This window comes from Streptomyces triticisoli (genome assembly GCF_003270085.1).
Classification (GTDB): Bacteria; Actinomycetota; Actinomycetes; order Streptomycetales; family Streptomycetaceae; genus Streptomyces; species Streptomyces triticisoli.
Genome location: NZ_QFDQ01000128.1, coordinates 1 through 19001, shown reverse-complemented (window position 1 = coordinate 19001; position 19001 = coordinate 1). Strand labels below are relative to the sequence as shown.

Genomic DNA, 19001 nt, shown 5'->3' with positions numbered 1-19001 from the left:
CACCTCCCTCTCAGCCGGGGCCTCTTCCGTACGCGACCGCTGTCGTGATCAAGAGCCGTGATCAAGCGGATGCCGGGGCGTGTACCCCCGTGCTGAAACCTCACACACATTTTTTCGCCTCCGGCGCCGGCGCGCGAGTCGTACGGCTACACGGGGCGGGGCGCCTCGATGTCCTCCTGGACGCGCAGGCGGGCGCCCTGGCGCAACAGCTCCTGCTGGACGAGGGCGTACGGCACCTCCCGGGGCAGACGGCCCGTCCGGGTGGCCAGCGCGGCGCAGACGCCCGCCGCCTGCCCGGTGGCCATCGCGATGGGCATGACCCGGTACGAGGAGTGCGCCACATGCGATCCGGAGATGCAGCGGCCGGCGACGAGCAGCCGCTCGGTGTCCTGGGGCAGCAGGCAGCGCAGCGGGATGTCGTAGTAGCGGCCCCGGGGGACGCGCCTGATCACGGTTCCGCTGCCCTCCGGGTTGTGGATGTCGATCGGGTAGGCGCCGTGCGCGACGACATCCGGGAAGGCGCGGGCGTCGAGGACGTCGTAGCCGGTCAGCCGGTAGTCCCCCATGACGCGGCGGGTCTCGCGCACCCCGATCTGGACGCCGCTCTGCACCGCGTACGCCTCCTCGAAGCCGGGTACGCGCGAACGCAGGAAGTGGTCGATCCGGTCCAGCTGGCGGCGGGCGGTCCATTCGGCACGGCTCAGATCCCACACGTCGATGCCGAGCGCTCCGGTGACGCGGGTGCTGTTGACGGAGAGCTCCCGCGGGTGCGGGGTGCCGAAGAAGAGGATGTCCTCGCGCGGCATCCGCAGTTCTCCCGCCTCGGTGGCCTCCTGGACGAGGTCCCACAGCCCGTGGACGCCGCGCCACTGGTCGGGGTGGGCCCGGACGTACTCGGCGAAGCGGGGAGCGGCGAAGTCGGCCACCCGGAACATCAGCGTCATCGGCTGCACCCGCCCGTCCTCCCGGCGCCCCACCTCGAAGGGGGCCCCGCACGCGGCGGCCACGTCCCCGTCGCCGGTGCCGTCCACCACGACGTCCGCGTCGATCACCACCGGGCCCGACTTGGTCTCGAACACCACCCGCCAGCCGTCCTCCAGGGGCAGCGCGCCCGAGGCGAAGGAGTGGAACAGCAGACGCACCCCGGCCTCGTCGAGCAGGTCCAGCAGGACGAGTTTGAACAGCTCCGGGTCGAACGGCACGGTGTAGCCGGTGTCCGGGGACGGCGGGACGCAGCCTCCGCACGCGGTGAGCCGCTCCAGCAGCCGCCACAGGAACCCGGCCACCACGGGCTCTCCCTCACCGTGGTCGGTGGGCAGCAGCCGGTCCCCTCCGCCGTCCTCGGTGAACACCGCCTGCCTGTGCTCGTTGTGGAACGACATCAGCGGCATCACCAGCGCGACGGTGGCGTTGCCGCCGAGGAAGGCGTACCGCTCGACCAGGACCACGTCGGCACCGGCGTCGGCGGCGGCGTACGCGGCCGCGGTCCCCGCGGGCCCGCCGCCCACCACCAGCACATTCGTACGCCCCGCGTGCTGGGCCGGACGCGGGGGGAGCGTCACGGTCCGCGGCTGTTCGGGACGGGGCAGGATCGGCATCACACCTCCCGGCCGGCGCTGCGGCTGCGCACCACGCCGTCCTCGGGCACCTCGTCGCCCCCGACGCCCACGCCGTGCCCGGGACCGGGACTCAGCAGGTGCAGGCCGGTCGCTCCTGCCGTGTCGTCGGCGCGGTCCATCGCGTCCAGCAGGGCCCCGCACCGCGCGCAGGTCTCCCCGGCGAGCTCCTTGAGGGTACGGACGCGGGCACCCAGGTCCACCCGGCGCTGCGGGAACTCGTCCCACAGCCGGTCCACTTCGGCCAGCATGAGACCGACCTGCTCGCGGGCCACGCCCACCAGCGCCGGGGCGCCCAGCCGGCGGGCGAAGTCGAAGACCTTCCCGGCGTACGGCAGCGGCAGCACGGGCAGCCCGGAGACGGCCGCGAAGATCAGGAAGTGCAGCCGCATGCCGACCACCAGGTCCAGGTGGCTCATCAGGCCCAGCACCTGCCCGGGGGTGTAGGCGCTGTGCAGGATCCGGCCCCGGTCCGGCGCGGTCATCCGGGACAGCACGGCGTGGGCGTGGCGGACGTCGTGGCGTTCCATCGGCATGAAGACCACGTGGGAGTCCAGGCGGCGCACCAGGAAGTCCGCGACGTCGGCGAGCAGGGCGTGGTAGTCGCCCTCGTCCAGGTTCTCCGCCGCCCGGCCGGGCTCGCGCACCGACATGCCCACCAGCCGGGCGTGGGCCGGCACGCCCTCCTGCCGCATCATCTCGGCGGTGAACGGCTCCGGCGGCAGCAGCAGCGCCGGGTCGGCGGTGACGACGAGGTCCCGCTCCACCCCGACCTCCTCCAGGACCAGGCGCGACTCCTCGTCGCGGACCACCACCTCGTCCATGGCCGCCAGCACGGTCCGTACGGCCTCCCGGTCGTCGGCCTCGCGCAGCGGGCCGGCGCCGACCGCGTAGGCGAACGTGCGGACGCCCCGGAGCTGGGCCGCGTGCACCAGTTTCAGATAGCGGCGCGCCTCGCCGTCGTAGAGGATGCCGCCCCCGCCCAGCACCAGCAGATCCAGGCCGGAGAGCACATCGGTGACCTGCTTCTGCGGCACGCCCTCCCAGCCCACCACCTCGTCCGCCGCCCGCTGGTGGTCGCGGGTGTGCCCGGCGTCGCGGCTGAAGACGACCAGCTGGGCCTGCGGCCGATGGGACCGCAGGCAGCCGAGGACGCACTGCAGGATGGCTTCGTCGCCGATGTTGAAGCCGCCGTAGGAGCCCAGCAGGCCGATGCGCAGACCACGCGCGCGGGGTGGCCGGTGCTGTGATGTCATCCGGAACTCCCGTTCCGTGGAGCAGGGGGATGGCTGGGAGACGCTCCTTCCGCCGGTGTGCGGGCCGAGTTGCCTCCACCCCACGAGGAAAACACCTCCGCGGCCGTCCGGCAGCCGCTGCCTGTCCGGTCGGAGGGAGTCAGCCGACCATGGGCCGTTCTCCGTGGCCCACCACGCGCGCGTGCTGCCCGCGCCGGCAGTGCACCAGCCGCTCCTGCAGGCCGAGCCTGCGCGCCTCGTCCAGGAAGTCGTCGAGCGGGGAGCGGAAGACGGTGTAGTCGTCGTAGTGCACCGGCAGGATGTTCCGGTAGTCGAGACGGCGGGCGAGTTCGGCGCCCTGCGCGCCGTCCATGGTGACCACGAAACCGCCCGGCAGGGTGGTGCCGCCCAGGTGCAGCACCGCCAGGTCGGCGCCGGGGAAGCGGAGGGCGATCTCCTCCAGGTCGTCGAACAGGAGCGTGTCGCCGGATATGTACAGCCGCAGCCGTACCGCTCCGTCGCGGGGGCCGAACTCCAGCATGCTGCCCATCACCGGCGGCAGCAGGAGGCGCAGCACGGGCTGCAGGGAGTGCCGGCCGGGCAGGGAGGTCACCCGGACCTGTGCGTCGCCCCGCTGGAAGGTGCAGGTCTCCCAGGTGCGCAGGCCCCCGGCCCGCCGGAACCCCTGCCAGGTGCGCAGACGGCGGGCCGCGTGCGGTGTGGTGACGATCGGCACCGAGCGGTCCAGATGCTGCCGCGCCCTGCGGTCCCAGTGGTCGCCGTGCAGGTGGGAGAGGACCACGGCGTCCAGGCGCGGCAGCTGCCCGGGGTCCAGGGCCGGCTCGGTGAGGCGGCGGCTCATCAGCCCGTACCCCAGGTGGGCGTGCTCGCCGCGGTGCAGGAAGTTGGGGTCCGTCAGCAGGGTCAGGCCGCCGTAGCGCAGCAGGACCGTCGCGTTGCCGATGAAGTGCAGGTCGATGGCGTCGTCGTCGATGGCAGCCATGGTGGTCCTTGCCCGACGGGACGGGGCCCGTCTGTGTGGTCTCGCGGGAACGGTGCTGTCCGGACCCACCCGGAGTACCCCCTTGCGGGAACGCCCATACGCGTCACGGACCGTACGGACTCCACCGGCTCGAGGGACTGCGCGGACCGCGCGGACTGTGCGGACTGTGCTGGCTACAGGGCGACTTCGGCGGTGATCTGCTTGCCGCCGGGCCCGGCCGTGGCCGTCAGCGCGCGGCTGCAGGCGTGCACCAGGTACAGCCCGTGCCCGCCCACGCGCGTGCCGTCGCGCTCGTGGAGCAGCGGGAGCGTGGGCGAGGTGTCCCAGACGGTGATGTCCAGCCGGGCCCTGTCGGCGGACAGCTCCAGCATCAGGCCGCAGGGGCCCGGCGCGTGCCGTACGGCGTTGGTGACCAGCTCGCTCACGACGAGCTGGGCGTCCTGTTCGGCACGTGCGGTGACACGGGTGTGGGCGGTTCTTGCCGCGCGGACGAGGAAGGCGTGCACGGCGCGCCGCGCGTCGGCTGTGCGGGCGGCACCGGGGACCCAGGTGGCGCCGTAGCGCAGCGCGGCAGCGGGCCGCTTCCGTTCCCGCTCATCCGGCGCCTGCTTCCTCAGCGGGATGATCATAGGAGTACCGTTTGTGCTGCTGGTGACGGTTTGTTCTCTCTGCCGTGGCTACGACTACCCAGCGTTTCGCGGCTGAAGCCGGGAAGACCCGTGGGACCCCACGCGTTTCATCCCCTCGTTCGCGTCGACGGGCACTGTACGGCCCGGCGGGCACCGCGCAAGGTGGTGATGGTGTGGTGCCGGGGCGTCGCGTGCTCCGGCGGAGACCGGGAGGAGCCCTCGTGAACAGGGATGCGCGGGCAGGCGGACACACCGGCGGTCCGGCGGGAACGCCGGACCCCAGGCGCTGGAAGGCTCTGTGGGTGACGCTGGCCACCGGGTTCATGAGCCTGCTCGATGTGACGATCGTGGCCGTGGCACTGCCGTCGATGCAGCGGGAGCTGAACGCCTCGGCGGCCTCCGTGCAGTGGGTGGTGTCCGGGTACGCCCTGGCGTTCGCCCTCGTCCTGGTGCCGGCGGGCCGGCTGGGCGATGCCGTGGGACGGCGCAGGATCTTCCTGTGGGCCCTGGCCGGCTTCGTGCTGTGCAGCGCCGTGGCGGGCGCCGCGCCCACGGTCGCCTGGCTGGTCGTGGCCCGGATCGCGCAGGGCGCCTGCGCGGGCTGCCTCGCCCCGCAGAACTCGGCGCTGATCCAGCAGATGTTCCGCGGCGCCGAACGCGGCCGGGCCTTCGGCCTGTTCGGCGCCACGGTCGGCATCTCCAGTGCGGTGGGCCCGGTCACCGGCGGCCTGATCCTGGCGCTGGCGCACGGCAGCCAGGGATGGCGCTGGATCTTCTACGTCAATGTGCCGGTCGGGGCGATCGCGCTGCTGCTGGGCATCCGGCTGCTGCCGCGGGTGGCGCCCGGCCGCCGGGAACGGCTCGACCTGCCGGGCGTGGCCCTGCTCGGCGTCGGCGTACTGGCCCTGATGCTGCCCCTGGTGTTCGCCGAGAGCGGGGGAGTGCGCCGGCTGTGGTGGCTGTTCCTGGTGGGCGTGGCACTCCTGGTCGCCTTCGCCCGCTGGGAGCGGCGGGTCGCGATGCGCCAGGGACAGCCACTGCTGGATCCGCGGCTGCTGACCGGTATCCGCGGCTATGCCCCGGGCGCGTCCCTGGGCGCGCTGTACTTCGTCGGGTTCAGCGGAATATGGCTGGTGTTCGCGCTCTTCTTCCAGAACGGCCTCGGCTACGAGCCACTGCGGTCCGGTCTCGCGGTGACGCCGTTCGCGATCGGCTCGGCCGCCGCCGCGTTGGTCGCGGGCCGGCTGGTGGAACGGTTCGGGCGGCTGCTGACCGTCTGGGGGCTGGTGACGGTCCTGGGCGGGCTGACCGCCACGACACTGATCCTGCGTACGGCACCGCCGGGCACGCTGGTCTGGCTCGCCGCGCCCGCGCTGTTCGTGGGCGGCCTGGGCAGCGGCTGCGTCATCTCCCCGAACGTGACGATGACGCTGCGCGATGTACCGGTGCGGATGGCCGGGGCCGCGGGCGGCGCCCTGCAGACCGGCCAGCGTCTGGGCGGCGCGGTGGGAACGGCGGCCCTGCCGGGCCTCTTCTACACGGTGCTCGCGGCGGACGGCAGGAACTACCGCACCGCCGTGGCCCTCTCCGTCGCCTCCGCCCTCGTGGCCATGCTGGCGGCCCTGACGGTCGCGCTCCTCGACTGGCGCCGTGACCGGCACCGCGGCCGGGGCGTTACGCGTCAGGTCCGCACCGAACACTGCGGGGCGGGCCACGGCTGACGGACCCGGCCGCGTGGCCCCTGTCCGTCGGCCCGGTCCTGGCGGTGCCGGCCGCCGTGGCCGTCGACGGGCGCTCTGGCCCGCCGGATGACGTCACTCGTCGTTGTCGCGCCACCGCCCCCCGGCGGGCGGGGTGTCGAAGCGGGTGGCCGCGCAGGCGTTGCCGCTCAGGTCGTTGTCGGAGACGTGGCCGCCGGACCACTCGCCGTCCCGGGTGATCCGCATGCCGTGGGTCTGGGCCCCGGCCCGCTCACCGTCCCCGATCCGGTTGCCGTGCATCTGCGGCCGTGTCATGGAGGCCCCGACCGTCAGCCCGGCGCGCAGCCCGGGAGCGGCGGGCAGCCGGTAGGCGGAGCCCGTCTCGGGCACGCCGTCCGGCCAGGCGGTGTCCGCGCCGGGCCGCACCGGCACCAGGGCGAGCCCGGTGGAGGTGTTGAAGGCGACCACGGCCGTCTGCCCGCCCACCGACACCTCCTTGCCGCGATGCCCGTCCGCGGGCCAGTCGGCCTTGTCGTCGGTCAGCGAGAGAGCGGAGAAGGACACGCCGTCACCGCCGCCCTCCACGGCCCCGGCGGTGCGGCGGCCGTTGCCGAGGATCCGGTTGTCCAGGAGCGCGGTGTCCCTCATCGGCGCATCGACACGGATGCCGTCCAGGGCGTTGTCCCGGATGTCGTTGGCCTGCAGCACGACGTCCCCGGTCGGTTCCTCGTCCCCGCCGGCCAGGTTGTGCTCCCAGTAGCCGTACCGTCCGTTGTTGCTGATGCGGTTGGAGCGGAAGGCGTACGGCCCCGGGGTGTTGCCCAGCCCGACCCCGTCGCGGACGTTGCCGTCGATCACACAGCCGGTGACGATGCCGCCCCGGCCGCCGATGCCCGAGGTGCCCTGGGAGGACACGTCGAACCCGGCCTGGTGGTTGCCCAGCATGGTCGAGGAGCCGACCAGCAGCCCGTCCGCGCCCCAGTCGGAGACGCCGAAGCGGTTGTCCTCGGTGTGGCAGGCGGTGATACGGATGCCGCGGGGCTGCGGCCACTCCTCGTTCTGCAGCTCCACGAAGATGCCGTTGGTCCCGTTGCCGATCGCGGTGCACGCGGTCACCGCCAGCCGCTCGACCCGGCCCCAGCCGCCCACGCCGATCCCGATGCCCGCGCCGCCCATCTGCTCGCCGCTGTCCTGCCGCCCGCACCGCTGGGCCAGCACCCCCTCCACCACCGTGTCCTGCAGGAAGTCGCAGCCGAAGCCTGTGGCGGCCGTGTCGTGGACGTACAGGTCGGTGAAGCGGCCGCGCAGCACGTACTGCAGGCCGAGGCCCTTGGCCAGCGGATCGTACTCCTCGGTCGTCACGCCCGAACCGTCGATCTCGAAGTGGGCGAAGGTGATGTCCGCGAGGTGGTTGTCCCGGCCGGCGCCGTGCTGGGCGGCGGTGAACCAGGCCAGCGGTACGGGCGTCGTACGGTTGCCGGGGTTGCGCAGCGCGAAGCAGGTGGCGCCGCGCCCCGCCCCCACCAGGGAGACGCCACTGCGCCAGACGGTGGGCTCGTCGAGCATCAGGTACCGCCCGGCGGGGACGTACAGGACACGCGGGCGGCCGTCCGCGGCACATGCCGCACCCAACGTGTCCACCACACGCTGGAACGCCGGCTGGTCGTTGGTGGTCCCGTCACCGTTCAGACCCTGCTCGCGGGCGTCGACGGTCAACGGTACGGACATGGCGACGCTCCCTTCGGGTGGCTGCCCGCCCCGGGTACCCACCGGGCGCTGCGCGGCACCGAAGGCCGCGGAGCGAGGTTTGACCACCGCCCCACCGAGCACCCGGAGGACCGGACACCGACGTCGATTCCGGCTTGGAGTGAGCGACAGTGGCTCGTGACGAGAAGGCCAAGGCCAAGAAGGAACAGATGAAGGGCAAGGCCAAGGAGACGGTCGGCCGCACCCTGGGCAACGAGAGCATGACGGCCGAGGGACAGGCCGAGAAGGCCAAGGGCGACGCCCGTCAGGCCAAGGAGAAGACCAAGGACACCTTCAAGGACTGACAACCGCGGGAGCTTCCCGGCCGGCGCGGACCGGACCGCGAAGAGCCTCGGCGGGACCCCCGCTCGACGAGCGGGGGTCCCGCCGGTGTCTTCCCGGTGTCTTCGAGACCATCGGCGGGAGCCGGATCATCGGTGCGAGAAGGTCTGCCCCGCCTGCAGCTCGCGCAGGCCCTCGAGGATGCGCAGCTGCCGCCGGGCCCGTTCGAGCAGGTCGTCGAGTTGCCGCGGGTCCAGGCGCGCGTCGCGGTCGGCGAGCTCGCGGAGCGCCTCCCACGCGCACGCCTTGCCCTGCACGCCGAGCTGGAGCAGCTCCAGCTCCAGCAGGGAACTGAGCGGGGAGCGCCGTACCAGTGCGCCGTTGCTCTTCAGCCGCCCGGCGCGCTCGCCGAGGCGTCCGGCGTACACCTTGTAGCGCCGTACCGGTATGTCCAGCCGGCGCATGATCCTCACCAGGCTCCGGCGGTCCTCGGCGATCTCGGCCGCGAGCGGGGCCACCACGTCGCCGATCTCGGAGCCCCGGCAGGCCGTGGCGAGGTGGCGGGACCGCTCCGTGCCCACGGTCGAGCCGGCCAGATGGTCGTTGAGGTAGATCCCGAGCAGGTCGTGACCGGACCGTGCGGTGAACACCGGCAGGCGTGTCCGGGAGCGGGCGTGATGGTGCATCGCGTGTCCTCCTCGTCGACGGCGCGCGGCCGGGCGGGGCGGCGGGGCGAGCCGGAGGCCCGGGCCGCCGGGCCGGTCGCCCGGTCACCTCCGGTCAGGCCGACAGCTTGGCGCGCATGCCGCCGACCGCGGCGGCCGGACGGGCCGTGGCCTGGATGGAACGGCGTACCAGACGGGCGTCGCGCTGCAGTTCGTGGCCCGCGTGACGGCCGCGCCACAGCAGGGAGGGCGCGGCGCCGGTGTCGTCGGCCGCGATCAGCAGACCGCCCAGCATGGACAGGTTCTTCAGGAAGTGGATCTGCTGCTGGGTGCGCCCGGCATCGTCCTCCGCCTCCCAGAACCGGTGGCCGGCCAGGGTGGTGGGCACCAGGGTGGCGGCGAGGGCCAGGGCGGACAGCCGGGGGAAGCGTCCCAGACCGAGCAGCACACCCGCGGCGACCTGGACGCCGCCGCTGAGCCGCACGCACTGTTCGGTGCGCTCCGGCAGCACCGGCACGCGCTCCCTGATCTGCCGTACGACGGGCTCGGCGAGCGGGGTCACCGCTTCGGGGTTGCGGACGGACTCGATGCCTCCGGCGACGAACATGGAGGCGAGCAGGGGACGACCGACCACGCGCAGCAGACTCATGGCTCTCTCCGGGGGTGAAGGTAGGTGCGGCGTTCGCCCGGGTTCCCGTGCCCGACGAATGCAACCACGTACCGCGCGTCCCGTATACCGACGACCGGGTGGGAAACCCCGAGCCGATGGCGGGAACCCGGCGTTACGCGGTGGCGGCCTCCGGTCATTCCTGAAGGAGGGGTGGGGCAAGTGTTGTTTGTTCAGCTCAGATCCCTTTCCTTCGGCCCTCCGGACCGGTTTTGGGCAGCCTCCGGCCAGGGAGCCAGGGGCAAGACGGAGCACCCGCAGCCCCGGACCGGGGCAAGGACGAACGGTCTTGACGCCGCCCCGCTGCACGGCCGCCGACACCCGCCGAGCACCCGGCACCCACCGGAACCGGCACCGCACCAGCCCACGGCCGTGATCCGCGGCGTACGCCGGCAGTCCACGCCCGGCCGCGCCGGACCGGACTCCGCACGTCTCGTCCCGTGCGCGTGGCCGGCGGGATCCCGGCACGGGCCGGGACCGGCGGCGCGTCGGCCCACGGCGGTGGGGAATGCCCGCCCTCCGCCTCGCGGCGCAGGGCTCCAGAGCCGGTCGGTCGATCCGGCGCACTGTGGCGGACCGGACGCCGGGGGGCCCGCGCGCGTGGTCGGCGTCGACCGGGCGGTACGAGCACCCGGGCCCCGCTCTTCCCGGCACCCGGCGCACCGGGCCGGCCGCCCCAGGCGGACGGGCTGACGCGCCGATGGGCGGCCCAATTCACCACCCCGCGCGGCGCCGCTCGCTACACAGGAGGCGCGGGTGCACGGCATCCGCCGAACACGCCCTCGCACTCGGCGGTGTGCCGCCGTCCGACGCGGGAACCCGGCGGGCGGTCCACCGGTACGACCACCACCTTCCGACAGCAAGGAGCCCTGCCATGGGACACGGCGGAGACGTCATCCAGGAACTGACCACCGACCACCGCGAGGTGGAAGAGATCTTCGCGCAGATCGAGGCCCTCCCGCCGGGGGACAAGCGGCGCAAGGACCTGGCCGACCAGGCCACCATCGAACTGGTCCGCCACTCCGTGGCCGAGGAGATGCACCTGTACCCGGCGGTGCGCCAGTACCTGCAGGACGGCGACTCGATCGCCGACAAGGAGCTCCAGGACCACTCGGAGGCGGAGCGGACCATGAAGGACCTGGAGGGCTGCGGGGCGGACGACCCGCGGTTCGACCAGCTCATGGGCCGTCTGATGCGGGAGATCCGCGAGCACGTCACCGACGAGGAGCAGAACCTCTTCCCCCAGCTGCAGCGGACCGCCGACAAGGAGGAGCTCGACCGGCTCGGCGAGAAGGTGCGTACGGCGAAGAAGACCGCACCGACCAGGCCGCATCCCTCCACACCGGACTCGCCGGTCGCGCAGAAGCTCCTCGCGCCCGGCGCCGGAATGGTCGACCGGATCCGGGACGCGCTGTCCGGCCGCGGCAAGACCGGCTGAGGGCCGGCCGCACGCGGAACACCCCTCTCGCGGGGCCGTCGGGACCGTCGGGGTCCCACGGCCCCGCAGCCGTGCCGGCGGCCGTCACGCCCGGTGTCCGCCGCCCGTGCGGCCCACCGCCGCAGCCGCTGCCTTCGTAATCCCCCGCGGGAAGGGCCGGTCCACGCCCAGGGAGGCCATGTGAGCCCGCACGAGTCACGTAAGCGCACGGGGGAGAGCCGGGGACACGGGCCGGGCCGCAGGAGTTTCCTCGGCCTGTGCGCCTGCGCCGGCCTCGGCGCGGCCGCCGCCTGTACCCACACGAACGCAGGCCGGCCGCCCCGCGCCGCGGACAGCCACCGCCCGGAGGCGGAGCGGGACCGGCCCGGCGCCCGCGACTGGCGGATCGGCTCCTCCGGCCCGCCGGACGCGGTGGCCGGCTACACCGACCGGGTGAGTGTCACCCCGGGCCAGGAGTGCGGCCTGCACGTGTCGACCACGGCATCCTCCTTCCGCGTCTCCGTCTACCGCGCCGGCTGGTACGGCGGGAAGGGCGCCCGGCTGGTCTGGCGCTCCGAGCCGGTGCGCGGGCGCGCGCAGCCGGCCGCCCGGACGCTGTCCGCGACCCGTACCGTCCGCGCGGACTGGCCCCGCACCCTCACCCTCGGCACCGAGGGCTGGCCCGAAGGCGCCTACCTGATACGCCTCGACGCCGGCCACGGCCACCAGCGCTACGTCCCGCTGATCGTGCGCTCCACGCACGGCGCCGGCCGCACCGTACTCCTGCACGCCCCGGCCACCTGGCAGGCGTACAACCGGTGGGGCGGCTCCAGCCTCTACAACGGCGCCTCCGGCGCGTACGACACCCGCTCCCTCGCCGTCGGCTTCGACCGGCCCTACGACGTGAACGGCGCCGAGAAGTTCCTGGTGTACGAGTGGGCGGCCGTGGTCCTCGCCGAACGCCTGGGCATCCCCCTGGCGTACACCACCGGCACCGACCTGCACCACGACCCCGGGGTGCTGCACGGCGCCACCGCGCTGATCTGCCTGGGCCACGACGAGTACTGGACGCCCCAGCAGCGCGAGCACGTCACCGCGGCCCGGGACGCGGGCACCAACGTGGCCTTCCTCGGCGCCAACACCTGTTACCGCCGGATTCGCCTGGAAGGGGGAGAGGCGGGGGCCGCGCGTACCGTCGTCTGCTACAAGTCCTCCTACGAGAGCGACCCCTGCTACCCCTCCCGCCCGGCCCTGGTCACCACCGACTTCCGGCAGGACCCGGCCGCCGACCCCGAGTCGTCCCTCACCGGAGTGCTCTACGAGGGCTACCCGGTGGACGCGCCCCACGTCGTGCACGCGGCGGACCACTGGCTGTACGAGGGCACGGGCGTCCGCCCCGGCGAGAGCTTCGACCACCTGGTCGGAGTGGAGTACGACCGGGTCACCCAGGGCGCGCCCGCCCCCGAACCGCTGGAGATCACCGCGCACTCGCCGCTGGTGTGCGCGGGCAACCGCAGCCACAGCGACTCGGCGTACTACACGGTGCCCAGCGGGGCGGGCGTCTTCGCCACCGGCACCATGCGCTGGGTGGAGGCGCTGAAGGCCGGCACCCCGGAAGGGGGCCGCGACCACGGCATGGACGCCCGCACCCGTGCCTTCGTCACCCGGACCACCGAGAACCTGCTGCGCGCCTTCGCCGAGGGTCCCGCCGCCCGCCACCGGCCGGCGCCTCGCCCCAACACCCGGCAGGTGTACGGGACGGCCTGACCCGGCCGGTTCACGCGGTGCGTCAGGCGGTGAGGGCCGCATCGAGGTCGGCGTAGCACGGTATGAGCGTGTCCACGAAGGTCACGCCGCTGAGGTCGACCCCTCCCACGAGGACCACGACACGGGTGCCGTCGCCGGCCGTGGTGCGGGTGATCAGCAGCCGCTCGGGCACCGCGGGTCCCTCGGTCCCTGCCGCACTGCCCTCACTTCTCGTCAACGTCCGGTCATGGCCAGGGGGTTGTCGGCCATGACGGCAGGGCTTCGTGAAGCCCGTGAGGGGCCGCACCGCACCCCCGCGCCGCGCACCGCCCCGCACCTCGGCAGGAATCCGCTCCGGTCCCGCCCGCCACCGCGGGTCGCTACCCGCCGACGCCCTCGCGCAGTGCTGGGATGAACGAGGACGGCGCGGCGGCGGAAAGGGGGTGGTCGTGGACGGCGACCTGGTGCCGGGCCCCGGGAGCGCTGCCGCGAACCGCTTCGTACGGGCGGAGCGGGCGCTCTCCGTGATCGGTACGACCCTCGACGACCGCAGGACGGCGGCCGGACTCGCCGCGTTCCTGGTCGAGGATCTGTGCGACTTCGCGACCGTCGACCTCTACGGCTCGCAGGAGGGCCACCGCGAGCCGGGCGAGTCCCTGCGGCCGGTCGCCGCGGCCGGCCGGCGCGACCTCCTCGACAGCCTGGAGAAGGGCCCGCGCGGGAACGTCTCCGTACGCGCCCTGGACGCGGGCCACCCCATCACCGCCTCCCGCACACCCGGCAGAGGCGGGGGCCTGGTCACCCTCTCGGTGCCGCTGCTGACCCGGGACCGGGTCCACGGAGTCGTCCTCGCCCTGCGCACCGGCCGTCCCTTCGACGACGACGAGACGGCGGCCGTCCACTACGCGGCCCGGCTGACCGCCGCCCACCTGCGGCATGCGGAGGACCAGCGGGAGGCCGGCCCCGGGGTGTGGGACCTGCGGAAGGTGCTGCCCGCCGGCCCCGGACGCTCCCACTCCGACGTGGACCTGGCCGTCCGTCACCCGTCCGGGCCGGTGGGCGGCCAGTGGTGCGAGACGGTACGCCTGCACTCCGGCCGCACCCTGCTGGCCGTCGGCGACGTCATGGGGCACGGCCTGGACGCGGCGGTCGACATGAACGCCTACCGCGTCCTGCTGCGGTACCTCGCCTCCACCGACCTCGCGCCGCACGGCATCCTGCGCCGGCTGGACGCCACGATGTCCACGGAGAGCGGCCGCCGCCCGGCGACCTGTCTGCTGGCCCTGCTGGACCCGGCGCACGGCACGGCCCTGCTCGCCGGCGCGGGACACCTGCCCCCGGTCGTCGTCCACGGCGACGGCACCGCCGCCCCGGCCGCGCTGCCCGTGGGTCCTCCCCTCGGCACCGGCGGCAGCGCCTATCGGGCGGCCGGCCTGTCCCTCGCGCCGGACGACACACTGGTGATGTTCACCTACGGGCTGGTCGAGCGGCGCGGGGAGGACATCGACACCTCGCTCGGCCGCCTGGCCGCCCTGCGGGTACGGCCCGGCCAGGACGTCGGCGGACTCCTGGACGAGATCCTGGTCGCGGCTCTCGGTGGACCGGACGACGGCATCGCCGTGATCACGGCCCGCCTGCGCCCCCGGCCCTGACCAGCACGGCCGGGCTCCTCCCCTCCCGGCGCTCGCGCCGCCGACGGGAACCGGCCACCCCGCCCGCCGGGCAGCCGCCGTACGCGAGGCGGACACTGGACGGCATGACCCATGGCCCCGAGTCCGCGGCGCACCCGGTCGGGCGCCGGGCCGTACTGCTGGGCACGGCGGGGTTTCTGCTGGGGGCGGCGGGCTGCACGAGCGCCGTGCCCGGGCCGGAGCCGACCGCCTCCGGCGCGTCCGCGTCGGGCACGGCAGGCGCCCTTCCCCGCACCACCCCCTGGCGCCCCACGTCCGCGGAGGTCCACCCCGAGGTGAAACGGCGTGCCGTCGAACTCGTCGAGGCGATCGGCGCCTGGCCCGGCGGCAGGGGCGGCGCGTCCGCGGCGAGGGCCAGAGTGACCGCGCTGCACCTGCCGGCCGCCCTCGTGGCCCGGGCCGGACCGCTGCTGCCGTCCGCCGACGAGGCGGCGCTGCAGGTGGTGGACGCCCAGTACGGCGGGTTCCTCGCCGACTCGGCGAGCGTGCTCGTGGTGTGCCGGCAGTGGACCCGGCACGGCGGTGCCGTCCACGCGGGCGGGACGACGGTCGACGTACGGCTCGCGCGGTCCGGCACCGGATGGACCGTCACCGCCCTGCACCCGGCCCACCCCGGCGCGCCGCTGTCCCCGCCGCCGGCCGGCGTGCGCCGGGTGCTGGACGACGCCCGGATCGTGCTGCCGCCCGCGGCGCGGGCCGACCTGAACAGCGGCCAGGTCCACGCCGGTGTGCTCACCGCGATGCTGCGCCTGGCGGGGACGTACCGGATGTACGTCAGTGTGGTCCGCTCCGGACACCCACTGGACGTGTTCGGCACCAGCCGCCCCAGCGACCATCCGCGCGGGCGCGCCTTCGACGTGTGGCAGATCGACGGCCACGCGGTCGTCGACCCGGCCACGCCCCGCCCCCTCGTCGAACGCTTCATGCGGGACGCGGCGGCGGCCGGCTCCTACAACGTCGGCGGCCCCGTCCTCCCGTCCGGTGGCAGCACCCCGGACCAGTTCTTCAGCGACGCCACCCACCACGACCACGTGCACATCGGATTCGGGGCCTGACCGCATACGGGTACGCCCCGGGGGCCCACACGGCCGGGGGACGACCGCGGTGGTGTCCGTTCTGCCGCGGGGACGGCCGGTGACCGCGGGCCGACGGGCGTGGCTGCGACGGGGCGGGCGCACCCCGGCGTCGGGCCGGTGCCGTCATGAGCGCGGCCACCACGGTGAGTGCTGCCAGGGGCACCATGAACAGGCGCGCGTTCCCCCGGGCCGGCCGGGCGCCGCCGCGGAGCCAGGGGGCGGTCGTCGCCGTGCGTGGCGTCCGGTGCGGAGAGGCCGCGGACCGGGCCGAGCAGCGAGCGGCACCAGGGGCAGCCGCTGTCCTCCCACGCTTCCGCACCGCGCCCAACGGCATGCCCGGGCCCGGTCAACGCCCACGCCCACCATCGTGATGCCACTGTCACAGGCCCGGGAGCCCACGGGGCACGGGCACCGCGGGCACCCTGGGCCGCGCCCCGGCCGACGCTCCCCGCGGCACCTCGCCGGCCCCGACGCCCCACGTCCGCAGCAGAGGTGTACCGGGCGCGTGTTCGAGTGTGCCCGGCCGCAGGCGGTGCGGGGGAATGGGGGACGGGTGGTCGCAGGGCCCGCCGGCCGGTTCCACGGCCCGAGAAGAGCTGTCCATGCCGGAGCAAACGGCGCGCACGCCTCCGGCGTACCCGTCGCGCTCGGGTGCCTCACCGCATCAGGTGAGGACACCCCTCGAACGGAGGTCTCCGCTCATGCGACAAGCTGCCCGGCAGGGGGCGGGTACGGCTCAGGCGGGCCGTATCGCGCTGTGGATGGCCTGCGGGCCGGCGAAGAAGATCGACTCCTCGCGTATCGACGCCCCCGGGCTCGGGGCGTGGACCATCGTGCCGTTGCCGGAGCAGAGGCCGACGTGGTTGACCTCGCTGTAGAAGAAGACCAGGTCCCCGGGCCGGAGGTCGGCGAGCTCGACCGGTGTGCCGGAGACGGCCTGCTCGAAGGCCGCGCGGGGGAGCGCCACCCCGGCGGCCCGCCAGGCGGCCTGGGTGAGGCTCGAGCAGTCGTACGAGTCCGGCCCGGTCGCCCCCCAGACGCACGGCCTGCCGATCTGCGCGCGGGCGAACTCGAGCGCCTTGGCGGCCTTCCTCCCGTAGGACGACGCCGGTGTCCCGGCGACGCCGGGGGAGGCGGCGGAGCTGTCCACGGCCGCTGCCTGGCCGACGGCCTGGCTGGCGTCGAAGAGCGAGTTCCCGTCCAGGGGCGGGGTGGTGTCGAACAGCCCGGTGGAGTGCTGCTGCCACTGCGCCGCTTCCTGCTGAGGGGCGTGCCGGGACAGCAGTTCGCGGGCCCGGGTGACCTTGGCCTGCGACTGGCCCTTGGACGACCTCCGCACCGGCTGCCGGCGGCCGGCCACCGAGGCACGCGGCGTGCCGGACGCCTGCGGCCGCGTCCCCACGGACCCGAAAGCCGGCCCCACGGCACCGACGGCCGACGGCTCGACCGGCCCGGTGGGCTGGAACTCCGTGGTTCCGGTGCTGAGCGTGCTCATGGTGCCGGTGGGCGGGGGTTCCATGGGCCGGTTGGTGAGTGCGTTCATGGTGCCGGTGGTCGGGTCCGCGGCGGTGGTGGGCGGGGGCTGCATGGACCGGGTGGTCAGGGTGTTCATGGTGCCGGTGGGCTGGGGTTCCACGGCGCTGGTGGGCGGGGGTTCCATGGACCGGGTGGTCAGCTCCGCGACGGGAACGGCGGACGACGCGGTGGCAGGTGCCGCCGAGGGCAACTCCGGTACGGGCGGAGCCGGTACGGCGGCCGTGGAGCCGGCCGGGAGCGCGGGTGCCGGCCCGGCCTGCGCCGGGCCGGCGGTCAGCTCCAGCCGGGGCGGCCTGCCCTTCAGCCCCAGTTCCTCCAGAACGTCCTCCGGACGCCTGTTCGGTGTCCCCGTACGGGAGTTGTCCCGGCTCGGCACACGGTCGGGCGGCAGGACCGCCGGAGCGATCGGGCCCAACTGGGCGCGCGCCGCGTCGAACCACTGCCCGGCCACCCGGTCGAGGGCCGGATCGGTCCCCCGGGAACTGCCCCGCGCACGCCCGCTCCTGCTCATCGCACGGGTGGCGTTGAAGTTCCCCGTGGCGTTCTCCGCCTGGTCGTAGAGGCTGCTGATCCGCCGCTGCACCTCAGCGGGGCTGGGCCTGTCGTCGCTCGGTCGTTCCGGCGCCAAGGAGGACGCACTCCTTCCATGGGCCGCCTGCCGAGTCAGCTGCCGGGTCCGGGCGGACGTTCTACGGAAGGCGTGCCCTACGACCCCTGTCCGGAGGGACAGTTGAGCCGATTCACCCCAATGTCGGTCGGGTCCCCGGCGCCGGATGCCACGGGGGCGTACCGGACTCGGCGGAGGCCGCACGATCCGACGGGGCTCGCCGGAGGCAATCGCGCGGCCTGGACGTCAACTTAGCGAACGTGTGTGCCTCATGTGAAGATTGAAGTGCGGTATGTCCGATACGTAAATGTGACCTTCCCCGGATGAGGCCCCATGTGTGGTCGTTACGTCTCCACCCGCAGCCCCGAGGGCCTGGTCCAGCACTTCGGGGCCACCGAGTGGTGCCCGGAGGAGGCGCTGGAGCCCAGCTGGAACGTCGCCCCGACCAACAGGGTGTGGGCCGTGCTGGAACGCGCCCCGCGAGAGAACGGTGAGGCCGCCCCCGTGCGCAGGGAGCTGCGCCCCCTGCGCTGGGGACTGGTCCCGTCCTGGGCGAAGGACACGCGGATCGGCGCCCGGCTGATCAACGCACGGGCCGAGACCGTGCACGAGAAGCCCGCCTTCCGCCGCGCCTTCGCCAAACGCCGCTGCCTGCTGCCCGCCGACGGCTTCTACGAATGGCAGCAGGTCACGTCCGGAACAACCGGCAGGACCCGCAAGCAGCCGTACTTCATCAGCCCCGAGGACGGCCGGCTGATGGCGTTCGCCGGACTGTACGAGTACTGGCGCGACCCGGAGGTGGAGCGGGACGACGACCCCGCCGCCCGGCTGACGACCTGCACCATCATCACCACCGAGGCCACCGACGCCGCCGGCCGCGTCCACCCCCGCATGCCGCTCGCCCTCACCCCGGACGACTACGACGCCTGGCTCGACCCCCGTCACCAGGACCCCGACGAGCTGCGGGAACTGCTGAGCCCCCCGGCGGACGGGCACCTCGGCGCCCGGCCCGTCTCCCCGGCCGTCAACAACGTACGCAACAACGGCCCCGCCCTGCTGGAGGAGACCCCGCCGTGACAGGCCGGCCCCCCACGGACACCCGGCCTCGCGCAGCGCCGTACGCCGGACCGCCGTACGCCGGACGGGCACCCGTTCCCCCCGATGCCACCGACGACCGCCCGACCGGGCGAACCGCACCCGTGCCCCCGCCCCACCAGCCCTTACCGTGCTCTGGACACGACTGTCACAGTCGGCGAGGCGACGGTCCCGACGTGACGGCCGGCCGGAAACGGGAGGCGCGGTGGCGGAAGCGGGCGGTCCGGCGCCCGGGCGGGGCCGCAGGCGCCGGACGGGCGGCGTGGTGCTGGGCAGCCGCCCGGCGCACC

16 protein-coding genes and 1 riboswitch are annotated in these 19001 nt (G+C 74.2%); of the genes, 7 read left to right on the top strand and 9 right to left on the bottom strand.

The window, feature by feature from the left end:
• Nucleotides 1–146: 146 nt before the first annotated feature.
• From DEP02_RS18705 to DEP02_RS18690, 4 genes are all read right to left on the bottom strand, one after another.
• Complete coding sequence (locus tag DEP02_RS18705; RefSeq protein ID WP_112468838.1) at nucleotides 147–1598, bottom strand: FAD-dependent oxidoreductase; 1452 nt, start codon at nucleotides 1596–1598, stop codon at nucleotides 147–149.
• Nucleotides 1598–2872 carry a polysaccharide pyruvyl transferase family protein gene (locus DEP02_RS18700; protein ID WP_112468837.1) on the bottom strand — a complete coding sequence of 425 codons (1275 nt, stop codon included), beginning with the start codon at nucleotides 2870–2872 and terminating at the stop codon, nucleotides 1598–1600. The genes DEP02_RS18705 and DEP02_RS18700 overlap by 1 nt, the downstream gene beginning before the upstream one ends.
• A 139-nt stretch (nucleotides 2873–3011) precedes the next feature.
• Nucleotides 3012–3854, bottom strand: coding sequence for an MBL fold metallo-hydrolase (locus DEP02_RS18695; protein WP_112468836.1), 843 nt, complete (start codon nucleotides 3852–3854; stop codon nucleotides 3012–3014).
• A 173-nt stretch (nucleotides 3855–4027) separates the two neighbouring features.
• Nucleotides 4028–4483, bottom strand: a complete 456-nt coding sequence (locus DEP02_RS18690) for an ATP-binding protein (protein WP_112468835.1) — start codon at nucleotides 4481–4483, stop codon at nucleotides 4028–4030.
• A gap of 221 nt (nucleotides 4484–4704) precedes the next feature.
• On the opposite strand from DEP02_RS18690, the gene DEP02_RS18685 reads away from it, so the two are divergent.
• Entirely contained in the window at nucleotides 4705–6204 is a 1500-nt protein-coding gene (locus DEP02_RS18685; protein ID WP_438947776.1) for an MFS transporter, read from the top strand.
• A gap of 93 nt (nucleotides 6205–6297) precedes the next feature.
• On the opposite strand, the gene DEP02_RS18680 is transcribed toward DEP02_RS18685, so the two are convergent.
• The gene (locus tag DEP02_RS18680) at nucleotides 6298–7911 is read right to left on the bottom strand and encodes a right-handed parallel beta-helix repeat-containing protein (RefSeq protein ID WP_112468834.1); all 1614 of its coding nucleotides are present in this window, start codon (nucleotides 7909–7911) and stop codon (nucleotides 6298–6300) included.
• A 149-nt stretch (nucleotides 7912–8060) separates the two neighbouring features.
• Here DEP02_RS18680 and DEP02_RS18675 point away from each other — a divergent pair, with 149 nt between their 5' ends.
• The gene (locus DEP02_RS18675) at nucleotides 8061–8234 is read left to right on the top strand and encodes a CsbD family protein (RefSeq protein WP_112468833.1); all 174 of its coding nucleotides are present in this window, start codon (nucleotides 8061–8063) and stop codon (nucleotides 8232–8234) included.
• Between the two features lie 126 nt (nucleotides 8235–8360).
• Here the strand turns inward: DEP02_RS18675 and DEP02_RS18670 are convergent, their stop codons facing one another.
• Together DEP02_RS18670 and DEP02_RS18665 are read right to left on the bottom strand one after the other, a co-directional pair.
• Nucleotides 8361–8897, bottom strand: a complete 537-nt coding sequence (locus tag DEP02_RS18670; protein WP_112468832.1) for a hypothetical protein — start codon at nucleotides 8895–8897, stop codon at nucleotides 8361–8363.
• A gap of 94 nt (nucleotides 8898–8991) precedes the next feature.
• The gene (locus DEP02_RS18665; RefSeq protein ID WP_112468831.1) at nucleotides 8992–9525 is read right to left on the bottom strand and encodes a DoxX family membrane protein; all 534 of its coding nucleotides are present in this window, start codon (nucleotides 9523–9525) and stop codon (nucleotides 8992–8994) included.
• An 892-nt stretch (nucleotides 9526–10417) separates the two neighbouring features.
• On the opposite strand from DEP02_RS18665, the gene DEP02_RS18660 reads away from it, so the two are divergent.
• Nucleotides 10418–10981, top strand: coding sequence for a hemerythrin domain-containing protein (locus DEP02_RS18660; RefSeq protein WP_112468829.1), 564 nt, complete (start codon nucleotides 10418–10420; stop codon nucleotides 10979–10981).
• A gap of 180 nt (nucleotides 10982–11161) precedes the next feature.
• The gene (locus DEP02_RS18655; RefSeq protein ID WP_232839180.1) at nucleotides 11162–12727 is read left to right on the top strand and encodes a N,N-dimethylformamidase beta subunit family domain-containing protein; all 1566 of its coding nucleotides are present in this window, start codon (nucleotides 11162–11164) and stop codon (nucleotides 12725–12727) included.
• 22 nt (nucleotides 12728–12749) lie between these two features.
• Here the strand turns inward: DEP02_RS18655 and DEP02_RS18650 are convergent, their stop codons facing one another.
• The gene (locus tag DEP02_RS18650) at nucleotides 12750–12899 is read right to left on the bottom strand and encodes a hypothetical protein (RefSeq protein WP_232839179.1); all 150 of its coding nucleotides are present in this window, start codon (nucleotides 12897–12899) and stop codon (nucleotides 12750–12752) included.
• A 256-nt stretch (nucleotides 12900–13155) separates the two neighbouring features.
• Here DEP02_RS18650 and DEP02_RS18645 point away from each other — a divergent pair, with 256 nt between their 5' ends.
• Nucleotides 13156–14358 carry a PP2C family protein-serine/threonine phosphatase gene (locus DEP02_RS18645; protein WP_112468856.1) on the top strand — a complete coding sequence of 401 codons (1203 nt, stop codon included), beginning with the start codon at nucleotides 13156–13158 and terminating at the stop codon, nucleotides 14356–14358.
• A 104-nt stretch (nucleotides 14359–14462) separates the two neighbouring features.
• Nucleotides 14463–15452: a hypothetical protein gene (locus tag DEP02_RS18635; protein WP_232839178.1), complete on the top strand. Its 990-nt coding sequence runs from the start codon at nucleotides 14463–14465 to the stop codon at nucleotides 15450–15452.
• Nucleotides 15453–16209: 757 nt separating this feature from the next.
• Here the strand turns inward: DEP02_RS18635 and DEP02_RS34850 are convergent.
• A complete protein-coding gene (locus tag DEP02_RS34850) occupies nucleotides 16210–17637 on the bottom strand; it encodes a C40 family peptidase (RefSeq protein WP_232839177.1) in 1428 nt (475 codons plus the stop codon).
• A gap of 8 nt (nucleotides 17638–17645) precedes the next feature.
• A riboswitch (cyclic di-AMP (ydaO/yuaA leader) is annotated at nucleotides 17646–17806 on the bottom strand.
• 143 nt (nucleotides 17807–17949) lie between these two features.
• Here DEP02_RS34850 and DEP02_RS18625 point away from each other — a divergent pair.
• Nucleotides 17950–18693 carry an SOS response-associated peptidase gene (locus DEP02_RS18625; protein ID WP_112468823.1) on the top strand — a complete coding sequence of 248 codons (744 nt, stop codon included), beginning with the start codon at nucleotides 17950–17952 and terminating at the stop codon, nucleotides 18691–18693.
• Nucleotides 18694–19001: the final 308 nt, after the last annotated feature.

What these genes read in the sequence shown, in the direction of transcription:
- DEP02_RS18625 (WP_112468823.1), top strand. Translation starts at nt 17,950, where the DNA reads ATGTGTGGTCGTTACGTCTCCACCCGCAGCCCCGAGGGCCTGGTCCAG.
- DEP02_RS18660 (WP_112468829.1), top strand. Translation starts at nt 10,418, where the DNA reads ATGGGACACGGCGGAGACGTCATCCAGGAACTGACCACCGACCACCGC.
- DEP02_RS18690 (WP_112468835.1), bottom strand. Translation starts at nt 4,483, where the DNA reads ATGATCATCCCGCTGAGGAAGCAGGCGCCGGATGAGCGGGAACGGAAG.
- DEP02_RS18670 (WP_112468832.1), bottom strand. Translation starts at nt 8,897, where the DNA reads ATGCACCATCACGCCCGCTCCCGGACACGCCTGCCGGTGTTCACCGCA.
- DEP02_RS18635 (WP_232839178.1), top strand. Translation starts at nt 14,463, where the DNA reads ATGACCCATGGCCCCGAGTCCGCGGCGCACCCGGTCGGGCGCCGGGCC.
- DEP02_RS18665 (WP_112468831.1), bottom strand. Translation starts at nt 9,525, where the DNA reads ATGAGTCTGCTGCGCGTGGTCGGTCGTCCCCTGCTCGCCTCCATGTTC.
- DEP02_RS18695 (WP_112468836.1), bottom strand. Translation starts at nt 3,854, where the DNA reads ATGGCTGCCATCGACGACGACGCCATCGACCTGCACTTCATCGGCAAC.
- DEP02_RS18700 (WP_112468837.1), bottom strand. Translation starts at nt 2,872, where the DNA reads ATGACATCACAGCACCGGCCACCCCGCGCGCGTGGTCTGCGCATCGGC.
- DEP02_RS18705 (WP_112468838.1), bottom strand. Translation starts at nt 1,598, where the DNA reads ATGCCGATCCTGCCCCGTCCCGAACAGCCGCGGACCGTGACGCTCCCC.
- DEP02_RS18680 (WP_112468834.1), bottom strand. Translation starts at nt 7,911, where the DNA reads ATGTCCGTACCGTTGACCGTCGACGCCCGCGAGCAGGGTCTGAACGGT.